This is a genomic window from Paenibacillus dendrobii, from assembly GCF_009807035.1.
Taxonomy (GTDB): domain Bacteria; phylum Bacillota; class Bacilli; order Paenibacillales; family Paenibacillaceae; genus Paenibacillus_AQ; species Paenibacillus_AQ dendrobii.
This window is the reverse complement of sequence record NZ_WUBI01000001.1, coordinates 1,862,988-1,879,846: the sequence shown is the minus strand read 5'-3', so window position 1 is coordinate 1,879,846 and position 16,859 is coordinate 1,862,988. Positions and strand designations below refer to the sequence as shown.

The window sequence follows — 16,859 nt, the reverse complement described above, 5'->3', positions numbered from 1 at the left end:
TCGATTTGATTCTCCTATAGATCGTGGCTTTTTTCGGGATCGCCTGATTGCGGCTTTAGAAACCGCTTCAGGCGGTTTTGCGTTTCACTTTGATTCAATTCAGCGAGGCCGGGTATTCACATTCAAGAGGTGAATGACATGGACAAGAATAAACCCGCTAAAGAGCCGGTAAACTTGGATGAAGAGCACGAAAGGAAACATATGGATCACCCAGAGCAATACTTAACAGACAAAGAAAGCCTCTTTGACCGATTCGAAAGCGAACGAAATGTGGATCCGATTCCGGTTGAAGAGTTGAACGAGAAGGTTAAGGATGAACGCAATAAGGAACACAGCAAGGACATGTCTTCGACGGAGAAAAAATACGGCGTGGACTATGATTGAGAAAAAGAGGAGATCCCGTCCTATAGGACGGGATCTCCTCTTTTTTTGCTGTGAAACTTACGCGGAACCCAGGTGAATGGACGCCCCTGTTGGCTAACAGCAGTCGTGCATCAGTCTGTAAAACGAACCTGTTCGCTAATCCTTGGCTGACAAGGTGATTAAATTGAGAAGAACGGTTACCGCTCCCAGAATGATGCTGCTCCACATCACATTGGATTCAACGGTATAGACAAACGGGAACACGATAAACCATGCGCCGGCCAGCAGTGAGATCCAGTTTTGCCAGGATCCCCATCCCGAACTGGAGAAAGCCCACAAGGATACAATCAACTGTACGGCTCCGACAATGACACTCGTCCAGAGGGCACCCTTATCGTCGGAATAGCCCGCAATCCAAGGAGCCATAACGAACCAGATACCGATCAGGGCGACAATGGTATTATCGACACTTCTTAACTTCATCCACACACCTCCGTTTAAGATCAATGCCAACACGAGGGTACGTAAAAATCATATGCAATAAAATGTGGATCATTACAAGAATATGTAAACAGGGACATTACAACCGGCAATAAGCGACTTTAATGTTCAGTTTGTAGAATACAAGTGATCAGCTTAACCGTTGGTAGCCGGTGACTTTGAAAGTGAAGAAGCAGAGCCTGGCGTAGAGGATCTGCACGGATCGCAGGCAAAAAAGAAGAGGCGGAACGGAGCCGCCTCAAGTTCTTTATGATCTGGATCGCCGGTTTACGCCTCTGGGTCCACCGCCGTGATGACCTCCACCGCTGTGATGACCTCCACCGCCTCCAGGACCTCCCGGTCCCCCAGGTCCGCCGCCGTGATGGCCTCCTCCGGGTCCTCCCGGACCGCCAGGCCCACCAGGGCCATGATAGCCTCCGCCCGGGTAACCTCCAGGAAAATTAAAATACCACCAAGGGTACGGGTAAGGATATGGATAAGGATAGTAAGGATATGGATAAGGGGATGGATAGAAGCTAGAGGATGGGGTGTAAGGATTGTAAGACATTCGCATTCCTCCTGTAATTACGATTTATATCACAGGGTATGCAGGAGCCCGGAATCGTGATCTTAGCCCGTTAAAAATGGGCGTATGCCAGGCATTTCTCTAAATTTAACTGATTTTAATGAATGTATAAGGAATTCTTCATGTTTCAATCGACGGGTTTCTGTATATTAATAGGTATAACCCCCTTTGATATATAGTACGGATTTGACCTTGTCGATATTGAAACCGGCAGGGTTCTTTTTTTATTCCTTCTACCGCTTGTATTGCTACATATGCGTGAATCAGGGAAACATCATTATGATAAAACGGAAAACGGATATGCCTTGAAAAGGCACATCCGTTTTGGTTGTTATTTTTGGTAAGCTCTCATTTTTAATTGGTCTCTGTGTTGTAGCGACTTATATAGATGAGGGTGGATTTTGTACCAGCTTGCATGCTTGAAGATGACGACGTAATTTTCAAGTGGAGGCTTCATTGCGTCTGTTCCCTTCTGTAAATCCACGCGATTCATCGCAATTCTGACCATTTCTTTGTTGATGTTCTTCCCGTTTGACGGGTCAGGATTACCATATAGGCAAACTTCAACCGTACCTATACCGTTATTCTCAAGCAGGATTTTGCTGTAGGCCAAAAGCGTTTCCGACGCGTCCATCATCCATTGTTCCGGATTAGCTGCTTCATGCCTCAGGGCCACGGTGACCGTTTTATTGTTTGCCCCCTGAAGCTGGATATCCCTGGCTTGTGCGACTTCGATGACTCCCTCGCCGGATGCGCGAGCAAGAACAAGCTTGACGTTCTCGCGGGTGACTTCAGCTTTGGACCAGATATCCTTTTTTTGCGCGACGTTGACTTTGGCCGGCTCTGTATTCCGCGAACAGGAAGCCAGCAGGAAGCACGCGGCAAGCATCATGTAAATAACCTTAAAAGGCGATCTGGGCTTCAACTTCATCCCCCTTTCTCTAAGCATGATACAAATGAAGTCTATCAGAAGCGGAACCAGAATGGAATACATAAACCATTTATGACAAATTAGACAAAATGCCGTTACAAATCTTTAATCTCTCTCATCTACTAATGCTAGAAAGGAGAGATTCATATGAAAAGTCATTCGTTTGCGCGTGACCGTGTGATCCGTCTTCGCAGAGGACAATCCATCAGATTGGTGTGTGGTTTCCCGTTAATTACCCGTCGTATCACACTCCATCCCGGTGAATTCGTGGTCGCTACTTGTGATGCCAGTCCAAGAGTGATCGTCGTCGGCTGCCAAGATTTTAATCGCAGGATCCGGATTCATCTTTTGCCCGGGCAGCAACTCATTGTCCGCTGCCGCCACTAAAACGTCTTGCCATAACTCATGCAACCTGGCGCTGGATTACCAGCGCTATTATTATGTGGATAATTTATTCTTTTTCACAAAAAAAAGTGTACATATTCTCCTATTGATTTTATAATACCAATAACAAAAGGAAAGATTTAGAAAGTTTGGGATGTCGGGTGGAAGGTGGGTTTTCACCTTGCAGGGAAGGAACATTTTTATGTAAGCGCTACCGGAATTATTCTTAACTCTTTTAGATATTTCATTAATGGACTAAATACGGACAGGAGTGGTGAAGGGTGTTTGATTTAATTATTATCGGCGGAGGACTAGGCGGCTGCGCGGCTGCTTTGGCGGCATGTTCGAAGGGATTAAAAGTATTGATGACCGAAGAAACGGACTGGATCGGCGGACAGAGCACCTCTCAAGCTGTGCCTCCGGATGAGCATCCATGGATTGAGGAGTTTGGCTGCACGGCGAAATATCGCCTGTATCGTGAGAATATCCGTACATTCTATATGAAAAATATGCCGGTTGCCGATGCAGTCCGTAGAGAAGGATTTAATCCTGGGGCAGCCATCGTCAGCAATATTTCCCATGATCCCCGGATTTCCGTACATGTATTACATGAGATGTTAAGTCCGTATTTGCTGACCGGCAGGCTTACGCTGCAGATGGAAACCCAAGCCATTTCAGTGGCAAGGAAAGAAAGGTTGCTGCAAAGTGTTGAGCTGGTATCCTTGCGAACCGATGAACGGATGACGGTGGAAGGGCGGTATTTCATTGATGCGACGGAGATGGGCGACATTCTGCCTTTGGCTTCCATGGAATATGTCACGGGCTCGGAAAGCCGAGCGGAAACGGGCGAACTGCATGCCACGGAGCAAGCTGATCCGGACAATATCCAGGGCTTTACCTATGTGCTGGCCTTCGAGTACGACGATAACGGCAGCCATGTGATTCCCAAACCGGAGATGTACGATTTCTGGAGAGAATACCAGCCTGACCATTGGCCCGATAAAATGCTCAGCTTGGTCGGTCCGCATCCCGTTACGCTGGAACGCAGAGAATATGCCCTGTTCGCGGACGGAGAGAAGTTCCCCCTCTGGAAGTACCGCAGAGTATATTCCAAAGACCAATATGATATGAAGGATGCGCGTGAGGTGACTTTGCTCAACTGGCCGCAAAACGATTACTTTATCGGCAACATTTACGATGTGCCTGAGGAAGATAAGAAGAGTCATCTGCATGGTGCGCAGCAGCTCAGTCTTTCCCTGTTGTACTGGCTGCAGACCGAAGCTCCGAGACCGGATGGAGGCACAGGTTACCCTGGGCTGCGGCTTAGGGGAGACGTACTCGGAACGTCAACCGGCTTTGCCAAGGCTCCTTACATTCGCGAATCCAGACGCATCAAGGGGCTCTATACCATAACGGAACAGGATGTTTCGCCCGCAAGCCAGCCTGCTAAATCCGCCAAAAAATACGAGGACCGGATCGGCGTAGGCTCATACAGCATCGATCTTCACCCGAGCTTCACCGGCATTACCTATGTGGATATTCCGGCCCTGCCGTACCATATTCCGCTTGGAGCGCTGATTCCGCGGGATATGGACAATGTACTGGCCGGGAACAAGAATATCGGGACGACGCATATTACCAACGGCTGCTATCGGTTGCATCCAACGGAATGGAATATAGGAGAGGTATGCGGGGAACTGGCGTTTTACTGTATCCGGCATCACATGACACCTGCAGAAGTTCGGGAAGACATGGAAACGTTAAGCGACTTCCAGCAGGTCCTTCGCGATGCCGGGGTAGAGTTGGAGTGGCCTGAGGAATTTTACGAGCTGCGATAAAAGAGCGGCGTGATAGCCTGATAGAGAATTGGATATTTCATTGGGAAGAGGCGGATAAGGCAGCCTTCCGTATACACCGGAACAGGCTGCTTTTTTGTGGGATATAAATCATCCAGGCAGTTAGGAGGGATCGCAAGCGAAGCGGCTAATTCTCACAACGCTGCATTGGAAAAGCCGCTGCATAGGAAAAGATCCTGCGGGGAACCTTATCATGGAAATGAATTTTGCCGGAGGTGAAATGACCATGAGAAAAAAAGCCGCAGCCTTTCTTCTGTCCGCAACCATCTGCATGATCCTGGCTGTTCCAGCGTGGGCCGAAGGAGATTACAACATGCACCAACAGATGAATAATGTCGGTCAAAACAATACGGTAACCGAAGATGTCAGGGATTTGAGACATGATCTGAAACGGGATACGATCCGTACAAATTCCTTCGATGATACCGGAGTCCATAGAACGAATTGGGGATTTCTCGGATTGTTCGGCCTGCTCGGACTTGCCGGTTTGATGAACCGGAATCGGGATCCTAGACGTTAATCAACGTATAGAAGCGCACCGAGGCATTATGTGAAAATGGCAGATCGCAGCGGTAATCCGCCGGATCTGCCATTTCTGCATGCCTTCAGACTCAATGCTCTCGAATCCACTCGAACATTCTCTGAATAGCCGTCATATGCGTTTCGTAAGGCATATGGTGTCCGTAACCCTCATACCAATGCAGCTGGACATCCTTTCCGAGTTCCTTCAGTCTGTCGTACATCCGCATACCATGGCTGGAATCCACCTGAGCATCCTCGCTTCCGTGGATAATCAATACCGGACAAGCAATGCGTTCAGCCATAAGAAGCGGTGAGCGTTCTTGATATGCTTCTGGCGCTTTTGACGGATTCCCGATGACCCGCTTCAGCATGCGCCGAAGATCTACACGTTCTTCATAGGTTTGGGCAAGATCCGACACGCCGCCCCAGAGGACTAGATGCGAAAGGTATCCCGTATCGGCTGCAGCGTAGGTCGCATTGACAGAGCCGCGGGAGAAACCCATAGCGGAAATGCGCGTGGTATCGACAAACGGAAGGCTGGCGAGCAACCGGCAGGCTGCAGGCACATCCTCCATATCCCCGCCGCCGAATTCATCCCGTCCTTCGCCGCCTTGCGTTCCGCGGTACACCGGGGCAAAGACGATGAATCCGCTGCGAGAAAAACGTTCCAGCCATTCGGTCTTCACTTGGCCCACCCGGCCGATGCCTCCTCGGCAATAAATGAGTACAGGCCACTGCTGTTCGTTAATATCCTGACGTTCTTCTACAATATTATTAGCGATCACCGTCATGGGTAATCCGGTTGTTCCATAGAATCGTTGAACATGCGTTTTCAGCTCATTCGGGTTGATTTTGTAACCATAGGGGAGGGAAAGATAGCCCTTTACTTTATATTCGCCGGAACGGTAGGTCATATGAATCATCATGTTTATCATCAGCCTTTTTGCGTTTGTTATCCGGAATAATTGCTTGGATGAATGTGATTGTACTCCTGTGCGAAGGAAAAGAGAAGCCCGGCATCCTGAAGGTAGGGGGAAATAAAATCGGGCGCCCCTTTCGGGACGCCCTTTCATGGGAGAGGAGAAACCGGACGAAGAGCTTATGGGGAAACGTAAGCTTTCCGCGGTTGTCTACGACATTCGTTTGATGTCGATAGTTAAAGCATTCCCCGGATAAGCCGTTTTATACATCCTTGCCAAAATTAGAGGACCGAGGTTTCATTTTTCAAATTCAGGGTGGTTGTGGTACGATATCGTCAGAAATAGACCATATTCATGTAAATACATGAACAATCGATTTTTATACGTAGAATGGGTGAGCATAAGTGAGAGTGGTAGCGGGCAGTGCCAAAGGAAGACCGCTGAAAGCCGTTCCGGGTATGGGGACGCGGCCGACGACGGACAAAGTCAAGGAAGCGATTTTCAGCATGATCGGCCCTTTTTTTGACGGGGGAACGGCTCTTGATTTATTTGCCGGAACAGGCGGATTGGCTATTGAAGCTTTAAGCAGAGGCATGGATAGGGCCATTTTTATTGATATGGATCCCAAAAGCATTGAAACCGTCCGGGCCAATTTGAAAGCGACAAGGCTGGAAGAACGGGCCGAAATCTACCGCAACGAAGCGGAACGAGCGCTTAAGGTACTGGCGAAACGGGATATATCGCTCGATGTTGTATTTTTGGATCCGCCGTATCGTATGAAGACCGGGGACAAGCTGATGGAGATGATGCATGAAAGAGACATGCTGAAAAGCGGTGCAACCATCGTTCTTGAGCATGAATCCGGTTATGAATATCCTGAAGAATTCGGTTTCTTTTCATGTATTCGCCATGCGGTGTACGGAGAAACGGCCGTATCCATTTATAAATATAACGAAAACAAAGCGGATTTGTCCGGGTGACGAAGCCGCAGAGGAGATCGATGATCATGTCAACGAATAAACGTGTGGCGGTATATCCGGGCAGTTTCGATCCGGTTACGATGGGACATCTGGATATCATTCAGCGGGCTGCAAGGCAGTTTGACGTCCTCATAGTAGCGGTGCTCAACAATCGCAGCAAGCAGCCGCTTTTTTCGATTGAGGAACGGATGGATCTGATCCGTCAAGTAACCGCACATCTTCCTAACGTAGAAGTGGACAGCTTTCGCGATTTAACCGCAAATTATGTCCGGCAGCGAAATGCGCAGGCGATCGTTCGCGGTGTGCGGTCCGTGACGGATTTTGAATATGAATTCCAGATGGCTTCCACGAATCACAAGCTGAATCCCGAAGCCGAAACGGTATTTATGATGACCAATCTTAAATATTCCTATGTCAGTTCCAGTATAGTCAAAGAGATAGCGGCATTTCATGGCGATGTAAAGGACCTTGTTCCACGGGAAGTAGAGCAAGCATTAAGGTTGAAATATCCTAGTTAACGGGATTTCTTCCGGTAGAGCTGCAGTATCATGAACAGCATAGAACAGCCCAGCATAATGGCCAGCAGAGTGCCCTGCCATTGGAGCAATTGGGGCAGAGTCTTCCACAGGTTGAAGATTTCGCCCATATCTGCGGGGATATCTCCCCGGTTGTTGAATACAGAGTTGGTGTTTTTCGGAAGATAACTGATGAAAGGCCATAAAACCCAGGTGGCACCGAATGCGACCAAGCCATGGAGAAGACGGATGAGAGTGAACCGGAGCCAATGAATCCCGGCTTTTCTGAGAACCGACATGGATTGCAAAATCGCGCTGATGCCGCTAAATCCAAGCAGGGCGGAGATGATGGACCATTGCAGCCTGTCTGATAACATCGCTGTACTGGCCTCTCTCGCTCCGAGATGCACTTCAAAAAGCCCTGATACTGCATATGGCGGGAGTTGACCCGGCATGAACCGTCCGGTGATTTGAACGACGACCGCAAAAATGATGATATACCCGCCGACCATCATCAAGGTTTGAACGGCATTGGTTACCGAATCTCCCAGCAGTCTGCCGAAGCCGCGTCCGTCCTTGGCTCGCGCCCGTTTGGCTGACTGTATGGAGCGGTACAACAGCGAACGCTTTACATTGCCTTTCGATTCTTTCGCGTCCTTCGCGGATGCATGCGGGATAGAGGCTTCCTTTGAAAATGGTCCGTTCCTGCCGGCAAGCAGGAATGCCAGAAGTCCGGAAAGCCAGTGCACCGCAAGGATGATATATCCTGCCGTCGGTTCATGCATCAGTCCTGTAGCAATCACGATCAAAATAAGCATCGGATTGCAGAAATGGGAGAGTGCGGCGAGTTTATTCGCATCCGTGGCGCTCAAATCCCCCTGATCGTACAGCTGCTTGGCTGCCTGGGCTCCACCGGGAAACCCGGTTGTCATACCCATCGCAAGCACCCAGCCACCGATTCCGGGAATCTTGAAAAGCCGATTCATCAGAGGTTCAAGCCATGCTCCAAGGGCATGCACCCAGCCATAAGCGATCAGTATTTCAGATAGCACAAGAAAAGGAAGCAGCGCCGGGAAAACAATCTGCCACCACAATTGAAGTCCCTGCAGCGAAGCCTGGAAGGCGGGGGCTGGAGAACTGACAACGGCAGCCACCAGCGCAAGCGCACCTGCACCAAGCAGAAAAGTCGAGGTAGCGGGCGTAAAGCGGAGAGGGGCTTTTTTTTTCATGATTTTCACCTCTTTTGAGTAAACATAGCTAGTACCCAATCTATGCGGGTAAGACAACCATAAGACCAGGGAGCAGGATGGGAATGAGAGAAGGGAAAAGAATGCAGATAACGAAAAAACGGGAAGGGCTGCGACTGATCCTCTACCTTTTCATGGTAGCCCTGCTGGTGTACGTAACGGTATATATGCCGACACCGTATATCATTTACCAGCCGGGAAGCGCGGATGAAGTCAAGCCTATGCTTTCGGTTAAACATGGGGATCACGACGAGAAGGGCGCATTTATGATGACAACCGTGTCAGCCAGCTACGCGAATCTTGTGATGCTGGTGGTTTCTGCTTTTAATCCGAACGCTGAGATTGATCAGAAACAGTCCAGGCTCGGCGACAAAAGCGAGGATGAATATGCCGCTGAGCAGGTGTACCTTATGAGTGATTCCCAGTCCTCCGCTATGGAGGCGGCATATCACGAAGCGAATGTCCCGTACAGCATCGTACCTCAGTATTTGTTTATATTTTCCACGCCTGAGGGAGACGAGGCACGGAAAAATTTCAAACCAGGCGACCGTTTGTCTGAAGTGGATGGTAAAAAAATTACGAATAATGAGAGCTTGAGCCAATTTCTTAAAAGCAAGAAGGTGGGAGATCAGGTTACCGTAAAGCTGATCCGCGGCGGCAAGACGCTAGAAGAAAAAGTGAATCTGATTGCGCTGAAGGACAAGGATACGAATCAGACGCGTCCGGGTCTCGGCGTGACCATAGCCACGATGCAAAAGGTGGAATCCAAAGATCCGGGCCTCCAGGTGGATTTTGCCAATACGCGCGTGGGCGGACCCTCGGCGGGACTCATGTTTACGATGGAAATTTTCAACCAGCTGACGGAGGGGGATCTGACCAAAGGTTATCAGGTTGCCGGTACAGGAACGATTGATAAAGAAGGAAAAGTAGGCCCTATAGGTGGAGTACAGCATAAAATCGTGGCCGCCGACAGGAAGCACGCGGAAATCTTTTTTGTTCCCAAAGATAATTACGCAGAAGCAAAAGCAAAGGCGGATAAAATAAAAACCGGCATGAAGCTCGTGCCGGTCGATACCCTTGAGGATGCCATCAAATATATGGAAGCCATGAAGGCCAGATCTTAATCGAACGTCCGGATCGGCGCCTCCATATAATCCCGGAAAATGTGATGTACTTCCGGACCGGGGAAGGCGTTGGCGTAAGCAGCTGACGCCCTGAGATCAAGCGTGAGCTGAGGATGCTCGAATGAAGACGGTTTGACGATGACGGGTAAGGATGCGGTCTTCTTCATTGTCTTCAGAAGTTTTTGTCCTCCGCGGCTGAATCCTAGAACGCGCAGATAGCCGGGGCCTTGGGAAAGTGCTGAGGGCGACATTTGTTCTTTGGTATGCCTCAGCAAAATATGGGTTAACATCCGCTGCAGCTTCGTATGCGTGTAACGTTTGGTCTTGAGGGCCTTCAGCAACTCGTCCACCTGCGGCTGCTTCAGGCTGTAGATGAGACGCCGCAGACGGTGTTCTAGCCCTTCTGTGACCTCATGCAGGCTTTCCAGCTCTTGCGGCGAACTGGTGAGGAGGATATGCATCAATGTCCCGCGAAAGGAATCCCAGGTTACCGGACCCCGGCCCTCACGGAATTCACGGCTGAGGATTTGAAGTGTGGATTCCGGGAGATAAGGTGCAGCTGCGCTCAAATCCTGCTCCAGCAGCATGCGCCGGACAGCCGTAGCACTCGCAATGGCCGAATGTGCCGGCATTTCATCGTGATATCCCGCGTGAATTCTTGGAATGGTAAAAGGCCGGATCGGGCTTTTCAGGCGGTGCAGGGCAATCAGATAATGAAGCCCCAGTGTATGATTAGGCTTCTGTAGGATCTGAAGAACTTCGCTCTCCTCGCCTGGATATCCAGCCGCGGCCGCTGCGGCCCGGCTGTAAGCGGCGGGATAGTTCATTCCCGCGCGCAAATAAAAGCTGATCTCCTCCTGCAGCTCCTGACTTTCCTCCGCGAGGATGCGGGAGAGCGGGAGCAGCAGATCGAGCGTTCCGCTCTCTGTTCCAAAGCATAGGCTGTCCACAACGCCTGTGGCGTGCAGAAGAGCGACGCCGCCGTACGCAAACCACTCAGCAGGCTGCACCGCGTAGGCTGCCGGGAGCTCGATCACGAGATCGGCACCCATGGCAAGGGCCATTTCAGCCCGTGCGAACTTGCTGACGATTCCCGGTTCGCCGCGTTGAAGGAATGGACCGCTAAGTATAGCTACCGAATACTCGGCGCCCGAAATTTCTTTGGCTCTGGTATAATGATGGACGTGACCGTTATGTAAAGGGTTGTATTCGACGATTAATCCGACAGCAGACACAGAATGTTCAACTCCATCCGTTTGTTGATTCTTATAAAATATATCATAAAAGCTCGTCTTCCCGAATTCATTTCATAATACCATTAGCTATTTCGATGAAGACGATATAACTAACGTTTTGGCTTGACTATATATCGTTTCGTTATCGTATATTTCATCCATGTATGAAATGGATGCATCCCTACAACAATAAATATTTGAGCTCTTTTTAGAGCAGATCGCGCTTTGATGAACCGTTTTACGCATCTCCAATCATCAAAGTGAAGGTCAAAGTAAAGGTCAAACTATTGACAAAGCTTCCCGGAAATCGGTATAATAATTTTTGTTTGTTTGGAGTGATATATATGCACTTTCAATTTAGAAAAATGGCAGCCAGCAGCGAGCCGCTGCAGGTGCGTCAGCAAGTGGATGTAAGTCGTTTCGTTGAAGGCCTTGGCGACATCAAGGTTCCGCAGCCGCTCCTGGCAGAGCTGAAGGCTACCTATGTCGGTCAAGATACGGTAGATGTGCAAGGAAAGCTCTCTGTAGAGCTGGACATGTCATGCTCCCGCTGTCTGAAGCCAGTGCATCAGCATCTGAACATTCCATTCCATGAGCAGTTCAAGTTTGTGAAACCATCAGAAGAAAGTGAAGATGAGGATGACGACACGAATTACGTGAACGATGAAAATGTGGATCTCGTTCCGTATGTAGAGGAATCATTCGTGCTTCATATTCCGATGACCGTCGTATGTAAGGAAACTTGCAAGGGCCTGTGCCCGAACTGCGGTACAGACTTGAATGAAGGTACCTGCGACTGCGACACGGAAGTCGTCGATCCACGGCTTGCGGCGCTAAAAGACTTTTTCAAATGAGCTTGCAAGCATTCTACCGGGGCAATCATGTACTCGGTTTATTGAAATAAGGAGGTGGGAACATGGCAGTACCTCAACGGAGAACGTCCAAAACACGTCGTGACAAACGTCGTACTCACTTTAAACTGGCAGTGCCGGGCATGGTGAAATGTGAACAATGCGGAGAATTGAAGCTTGCTCACCACGTATGCAAAGTGTGCGGAACGTATAAATCAAGAGAAATTATTTCGCAATAATGCGAAAGATCAAGTAGTACTTCATCTATGGTGAGGTGCTATTTTTTTTGTCTGCTCTTCCTTTTTGGCTTGTCATGCTTTATACTGTTTTAGTACCAGGTTCTAAAATGATACGGAACAATTGATGTATTTCTTGATATCCATGACGGCTTCAATAGCCTGATTATAAAAAAGCGAAGTAATAGGAGGTGCCTCTGATCGAACGGTTGCCCAAGAAACAGCGACATCAGCATCTATTGAAACTCATTGAAGAAAACCCGTTTGTGACGGACCGCGAATTGACCCGCGAGCTGAAGGTCAGCATTCAGACCATCCGTTTGGACCGTATGGAGCTAGGCATACCGGAGCTGCGGGAACGCATGAAGCAAATGGCCGAGCATTCGTACGATCAAGTGCGCTCGCTTCCTCTTGATGAGGTAGTCGGCGAGGTTGTCGACCTGCAGTTGGACAAGAGCGGCATCTCCATATTTGAAATCCGGGAAGATCATGTCTTCTCGCGGACGCATATTGCACGCGGACATTACGTTTTTGCCCAAGCCAATTCTTTGGCGGTGGCTCTGATCAATGATGAGATTGCGCTTACGGCCTCGGCGGACATTCGTTTCCTCCGCCAGGTTCACTTGGGGGAAAAATGTATCGCGAAGGCTTATGTGCGATCGATGAACGGGCATAAAGGCAAAGCAAAGGTGGAAGTATTCACCTACGTGGGCGAAGAAATGGTGTTCCAAGGCAACTTCGTCATCTACAGGTCAACAGCGGAAGATATCATTGAAGGAGGAATGTAGTATGCGGATCGCCATTGACGCCATGGGCGGCGACAATGCTCCTGAATGCAATGTCGAGGGGGCTCTGGCCGCAGCTGCCGAATGGAAGGACATACAGATCGTACTGGTGGGGGATGAATCAAGGATCAAACCGCTGCTCAGCAAAAATGGGGGCCAGGTTCCTTCCAACCTCACGGTTCATCATGCTGCAGAGGTTATCGGTCCGGAGGATGAGCCTGTCAAAGCGGTGCGTCGCAAGAAGGATGCCTCCATGGTCGTGGCCGGACGCATGCTGAAAGAGAAAGAGGCCGATGCGATGATTTCAGCCGGCAATACCGGTGCCTTGATGACAACGGGGCTTCTTGTTGTCGGACGGATGGAAGGCATTGAACGGCCGGCCCTTGCTCCTATGATTCCGACCCTTGATGGCGCGGGCGTTCTTGCGCTGGATCTTGGAGCCAATATGGATGCAAAACCCGAACATCTTGCGCAGTATGCGCTGATGGGCAGCCTATATCGTCAAAAGGTAATGGGCGTGGAACGTCCACGCGTGGGTCTTCTTAATGTGGGCACGGAACCCGGCAAGGGGAACGAGCTGACGAAACATACTTTTCCGCTGCTCGAGCAGATGCCGATCCATTTTGTTGGCAACGTGGAAGCGCGTGATATTATGAACGGTACCTGCGATGTGCTGGTATGCGATGGCTTTGCGGGCAATATTCTGCTAAAAGCGATCGAGGGCACCGCCGGATCGATGTTTAAACTTTTGAAGGAGCAGTTCAGTCAGAATCTCAAAAGTAAGCTGGGAGCTGCCATGCTGATGCCGCAGCTGCGCGGACTCAAAGATAAGCTGGACTACAAGGAACACGGAGGAGCACCGCTTCTCGGTCTTAGCGGCCTTGTTGTTAAAAGTCATGGTTCGGCTGATGGAAATGCGATCAAAAATGCAGTGCGCCAAGCGAGAATTGCAATCGAGAACCAATTGGTTGAGAGTATCTCAAACGAAATTAGCGGGAAGAGAGTGACGATATGAACAATTTACGGCCTGTAGGCATCATTGGCACAGGAAAGTATGTACCGGAGAAAATTTTGACCAATGCCGATCTTGAAAAGATGGTAGAGACCAACGACGAGTGGATTGTATCCCGTACGGGCATCCGCGAACGGCATATTGCGGCTCCGGACCAGGCGACATCCGATCTGTGCTATGAAGCGGCGGTGAAGGCGCTGGCATCTGCAGGCATGACCGCAGACCAGCTGGATCTGATTATCATCGCAACCGTAACGCCGGATACATTCTTTCCGTCGACCGCTTGTATTTTGCAGGATAAGCTGGGCGCGAAGCAGGCAGCTGCATTTGACTTGTCCGCCGCTTGCTCCGGATTTGTATACGGGCTCGCAACCGCGCGGAACTTCATCAGTACAGGCATGTACAACAATGCTCTCGTTATCGGAGCCGACTGTCTTTCCCGGATTACGGACTACACGGACCGGAACACTTGCGTTCTGTTCGGCGATGGAGCGGGTGCCGTGATCCTCGGTGAAGTGCCTGAAGGCCGCGGTTTCCAATCCTTTGATCTTGGAGCGGAAGGCGCTGGCGGCAACCTGCTGAAATTGGAAGCCGGCGGCTCCAGAATGCCATCCTCCACGCAAACCGTAGAGGACAAGAAGCATTACATCTATATGAATGGTCGCGAAGTATTTAAATTCGCGGTTCGCGTGATGAACACGGCGACTGAGGATGTCCTGAAAAAAGCGGGCAAGACCAAAGAGGACATTGATCTGTTCGTGCCTCACCAAGCGAATATTCGGATCATTCAATCCGCGATGGAGCGTTTGAACCTTTCTCCGGATAAATGCGTCGTCAATGTGGACAAATACGCAAACACTTCGGCAGCCTCAATTCCGCTGGCCTTGGTGGAAGCGGCCGAGCAGGGACGCATGAAGGAAGGCGACTGCGTTCTGATGGTCGGCTTCGGAGGCGGTTTGACCTGGGGAGCATCTGTACTGATCTGGTAATCATTTATATATATTAGACATCGAAAGCGAGAGGAGACGGAAAATGGGTAAAACAGCATTTGTATTTCCAGGACAAGGATCCCAATCCGTCGGAATGGGCAAGGATTTATACGAGGCGGTTACGGCTTCGCACGAGATTATCGACAGCGCAGATCGCGCGTTGGGATTCCCGTTATCCGCGCTCATGTTCGAAGGACCGGACAACGAACTGAAGAAGACATTTAATACACAACCGGCCCTGCTGACAGCCAGTATCGCCACTCTTGAGGCTTTGCGCGAAAAGGGCATAACCGCTGATTATGTGGCTGGACACAGCCTTGGTGAATACAGCGCCTTGGTTGCATCCGGAGTTCTCAGCTTTGAGGATGCGGTAACCATCGTGCGCGCCCGCGGCGAATACATGGAGGCGGCGGTTCCGGATGGACAAGGCGCGATGGCGGCCGTGATAGGTGCTGAACGTACGGCGCTTGAGGAGCTCTGCAGAAGTATCTCGGAGGGCGGACAGCTCGTGGAAATGGCGAACATCAACTGCCCGGGGCAGATTGTAGTGTCTGGATCGAAGGAAGGCGTTGCCGCTTGCGGCGAGCGTGTGAAGGAAGCCGGCGGCAGAAGAGCGATTCCGCTTGAAGTCAGTGGTCCTTTCCATTCATCCCTGATGAAGGAAGCGGCACAACGTCTGGCGGACAAGCTCGAAAGTGTAACTTTCCGGGAACCTTCCATTCCGGTCGTGGCTAATGTGACAGCCCGTCCGGCTGAGAACGCGGAGAGCATCCGTAAACTTCTTGTGGAGCAGGTTTATTCTCCTGTACTTTGGGAGGACACGGTGGCTTACCTGATCTCCGAAGGGGTCGATACCTTTGTGGAGATCGGACCGGGGAACGTATTAACCGGACTGATCAAGAAAATGGACAAGACGGTAAAACTCATCAATGTGAACTCGTTGGACAGTCTTTCTGCTGACTTTTAAGTATCAATGACAGTCAATCACCGTATACCAAGAAGAAAGGAGAATGTAACATGTCCAAACCATTGCAGGGACAAGCTGCGCTTGTCACAGGAGCATCTCGCGGAATCGGGCGCAGCATCGCGCTGGCGCTGGCTGAAGCGGGAGCGAATATAGCCGTCAACTACTCGGGTAGCGAGGCTGCTGCGCAGTCTGTGGTTGAAGAGATCAAGCAGCTCGGCGTCGAAGCATTTGCCATTCAGGCCAATGTAGGTCAAACGGAGCAGGCGGAGCATCTTATTAAAGAAGTGGGCTCTGTGTTCGGCCGCATTGATATTCTAGTAAATAACGCCGGAATTACCAGAGACAACCTGATTATGCGTATGAAAGAGGAAGAGTTCGATCAAGTTATCGAGACCAATCTTAAAGGCGTATTCAACTGTCTCAAATCCGTCAGCCGTCCGATGATGAAACAGCGTTATGGCCGCATCATCAATATATCGTCTGTTGTCGGCGTGCTCGGTAATGCGGGCCAGGCCAATTACGTCGCCGCGAAAGCGGGAGTGATTGGCCTAACAAAATCCTCTGCGCGCGAGCTTGCCTCCCGTGGCATCACGGTGAACTGTGTGGCTCCTGGCTTCATAGACACCGACATGACCCGCGAGCTCTCGGAAGACCTCAGAGGTAAAATGATTCAGGATATTCCGCTTGCCCGCCTTGGACAGCCGGAGGAAATTGCCAAGGTTGTGGTTTTCCTGGCTTCTGAAGGGGCATCCTATATGACAGGACAGACTCTTCACGTAGACGGCGGCATGTATATGTAAGGCCCAAAACAGGCGTAAAGCCTGAAAGAGAACCGTTTTCATCGCCTCTGGCATTTTGAAAACTTTTCTCGTATAA

The 16,859-nt window shown here is 50.1% G+C and carries 19 protein-coding genes; 13 read left to right on the top strand and 6 right to left on the bottom strand.

The annotated features are described in order from the left end of the window. Nucleotides 1-138 precede the first annotated feature (138 nt). Nucleotides 139-384 carry a hypothetical protein gene (locus GRF59_RS08205; RefSeq protein WP_237391674.1) on the top strand — a complete coding sequence of 82 codons (246 nt, stop codon included), beginning with the start codon at nucleotides 139-141 and terminating at the stop codon, nucleotides 382-384. 135 nt (nucleotides 385-519) lie between these two features. Here GRF59_RS08205 and GRF59_RS08200 read toward each other — a convergent pair whose 3' ends face one another. From GRF59_RS08200 to GRF59_RS08190, 3 genes are all read right to left on the bottom strand, one after another. After that, nucleotides 520-846 carry an SPW repeat protein gene (locus GRF59_RS08200; protein WP_160497095.1) on the bottom strand — a complete coding sequence of 109 codons (327 nt, stop codon included), beginning with the start codon at nucleotides 844-846 and terminating at the stop codon, nucleotides 520-522. A gap of 265 nt (nucleotides 847-1,111) precedes the next feature. Continuing rightward, nucleotides 1,112-1,411 (bottom strand): hypothetical protein, encoded by a 300-nt coding sequence (locus tag GRF59_RS29350; protein WP_202128515.1) that lies wholly within the window; start codon nucleotides 1,409-1,411, stop codon nucleotides 1,112-1,114. Nucleotides 1,412-1,760: 349 nt separating this feature from the next. Beyond that, a complete protein-coding gene (locus GRF59_RS08190) occupies nucleotides 1,761-2,354 on the bottom strand; it encodes a hypothetical protein (protein ID WP_160497094.1) in 594 nt (197 codons plus the stop codon). A 671-nt stretch (nucleotides 2,355-3,025) separates the two neighbouring features. Here GRF59_RS08190 and GRF59_RS08185 point away from each other — a divergent pair. Then, on the top strand, nucleotides 3,026-4,582 hold the full coding sequence (locus GRF59_RS08185; protein ID WP_160497093.1) for an FAD-dependent oxidoreductase: 1,557 nt from the start codon (nucleotides 3,026-3,028) through the stop codon (nucleotides 4,580-4,582). A gap of 211 nt (nucleotides 4,583-4,793) precedes the next feature. Further along, the gene (locus GRF59_RS08180) at nucleotides 4,794-5,120 is read left to right on the top strand and encodes a WGxxGxxG family protein (protein ID WP_237391673.1); all 327 of its coding nucleotides are present in this window, start codon (nucleotides 4,794-4,796) and stop codon (nucleotides 5,118-5,120) included. A gap of 91 nt (nucleotides 5,121-5,211) precedes the next feature. Here GRF59_RS08180 and GRF59_RS08175 read toward each other — a convergent pair whose 3' ends face one another. After that, nucleotides 5,212-6,048: an alpha/beta hydrolase family protein gene (locus GRF59_RS08175; RefSeq protein WP_160497091.1), complete on the bottom strand. Its 837-nt coding sequence runs from the start codon at nucleotides 6,046-6,048 to the stop codon at nucleotides 5,212-5,214. A gap of 398 nt (nucleotides 6,049-6,446) precedes the next feature. Between GRF59_RS08175 and rsmD the strand changes: the two genes are divergently transcribed. Next, on the top strand, nucleotides 6,447-7,022 hold the full coding sequence (rsmD, locus tag GRF59_RS08170) for a 16S rRNA (guanine(966)-N(2))-methyltransferase RsmD (protein WP_160497090.1): 576 nt from the start codon (nucleotides 6,447-6,449) through the stop codon (nucleotides 7,020-7,022). 26 nt (nucleotides 7,023-7,048) lie between these two features. After that, nucleotides 7,049-7,540 carry a pantetheine-phosphate adenylyltransferase gene (coaD, locus tag GRF59_RS08165; protein ID WP_160497089.1) on the top strand — a complete coding sequence of 164 codons (492 nt, stop codon included), beginning with the start codon at nucleotides 7,049-7,051 and terminating at the stop codon, nucleotides 7,538-7,540. Here coaD and GRF59_RS08160 read toward each other — a convergent pair. Then, nucleotides 7,537-8,766, bottom strand: coding sequence for a nucleoside recognition domain-containing protein (locus tag GRF59_RS08160; RefSeq protein WP_160497088.1), 1,230 nt, complete (start codon nucleotides 8,764-8,766; stop codon nucleotides 7,537-7,539). The genes coaD and GRF59_RS08160 overlap by 4 nt on opposite strands. A gap of 101 nt (nucleotides 8,767-8,867) precedes the next feature. Here GRF59_RS08160 and GRF59_RS08155 point away from each other — a divergent pair, with 101 nt between their 5' ends. Next, entirely contained in the window at nucleotides 8,868-9,908 is a 1,041-nt protein-coding gene (locus GRF59_RS08155) for a SepM family pheromone-processing serine protease (RefSeq protein ID WP_160497087.1), read from the top strand. Here GRF59_RS08155 and GRF59_RS08150 read toward each other — a convergent pair. Beyond that, a complete protein-coding gene (locus GRF59_RS08150; RefSeq protein ID WP_160497086.1) occupies nucleotides 9,905-11,143 on the bottom strand; it encodes a nucleotidyltransferase in 1,239 nt (412 codons plus the stop codon). The genes GRF59_RS08155 and GRF59_RS08150 overlap by 4 nt on opposite strands. Before the next feature lie 344 nt (nucleotides 11,144-11,487). On the opposite strand from GRF59_RS08150, the gene GRF59_RS08145 reads away from it, so the two are divergent. From GRF59_RS08145 to fabG, 7 genes are all read left to right on the top strand, one after another. Then, a complete protein-coding gene (locus tag GRF59_RS08145; protein ID WP_160497085.1) occupies nucleotides 11,488-11,997 on the top strand; it encodes a YceD family protein in 510 nt (169 codons plus the stop codon). Between the two features lie 62 nt (nucleotides 11,998-12,059). Further along, on the top strand, nucleotides 12,060-12,233 hold the full coding sequence (rpmF, locus tag GRF59_RS08140) for a 50S ribosomal protein L32 (protein WP_036645943.1): 174 nt from the start codon (nucleotides 12,060-12,062) through the stop codon (nucleotides 12,231-12,233). Nucleotides 12,234-12,439: 206 nt separating this feature from the next. Next, nucleotides 12,440-13,018, top strand: a complete 579-nt coding sequence (gene fapR / locus GRF59_RS08135) for a transcription factor FapR (protein WP_160498190.1) — start codon at nucleotides 12,440-12,442, stop codon at nucleotides 13,016-13,018. Between the two features lies 1 nt (nucleotide 13,019). Next, nucleotides 13,020-14,030: a phosphate acyltransferase PlsX gene (gene plsX, locus GRF59_RS08130; RefSeq protein WP_160497084.1), complete on the top strand. Its 1,011-nt coding sequence runs from the start codon at nucleotides 13,020-13,022 to the stop codon at nucleotides 14,028-14,030. Further along, nucleotides 14,027-15,016: a beta-ketoacyl-ACP synthase III gene (locus GRF59_RS08125; RefSeq protein ID WP_160497083.1), complete on the top strand. Its 990-nt coding sequence runs from the start codon at nucleotides 14,027-14,029 to the stop codon at nucleotides 15,014-15,016. The genes plsX and GRF59_RS08125 overlap by 4 nt, the downstream gene beginning before the upstream one ends. A gap of 43 nt (nucleotides 15,017-15,059) precedes the next feature. Next, entirely contained in the window at nucleotides 15,060-15,983 is a 924-nt protein-coding gene (fabD, locus tag GRF59_RS08120) for an ACP S-malonyltransferase (protein ID WP_160497082.1), read from the top strand. 50 nt (nucleotides 15,984-16,033) lie between these two features. Beyond that, nucleotides 16,034-16,783 carry a 3-oxoacyl-[acyl-carrier-protein] reductase gene (gene fabG, locus GRF59_RS08115; protein WP_160497081.1) on the top strand — a complete coding sequence of 250 codons (750 nt, stop codon included), beginning with the start codon at nucleotides 16,034-16,036 and terminating at the stop codon, nucleotides 16,781-16,783. Nucleotides 16,784-16,859: the final 76 nt, after the last annotated feature.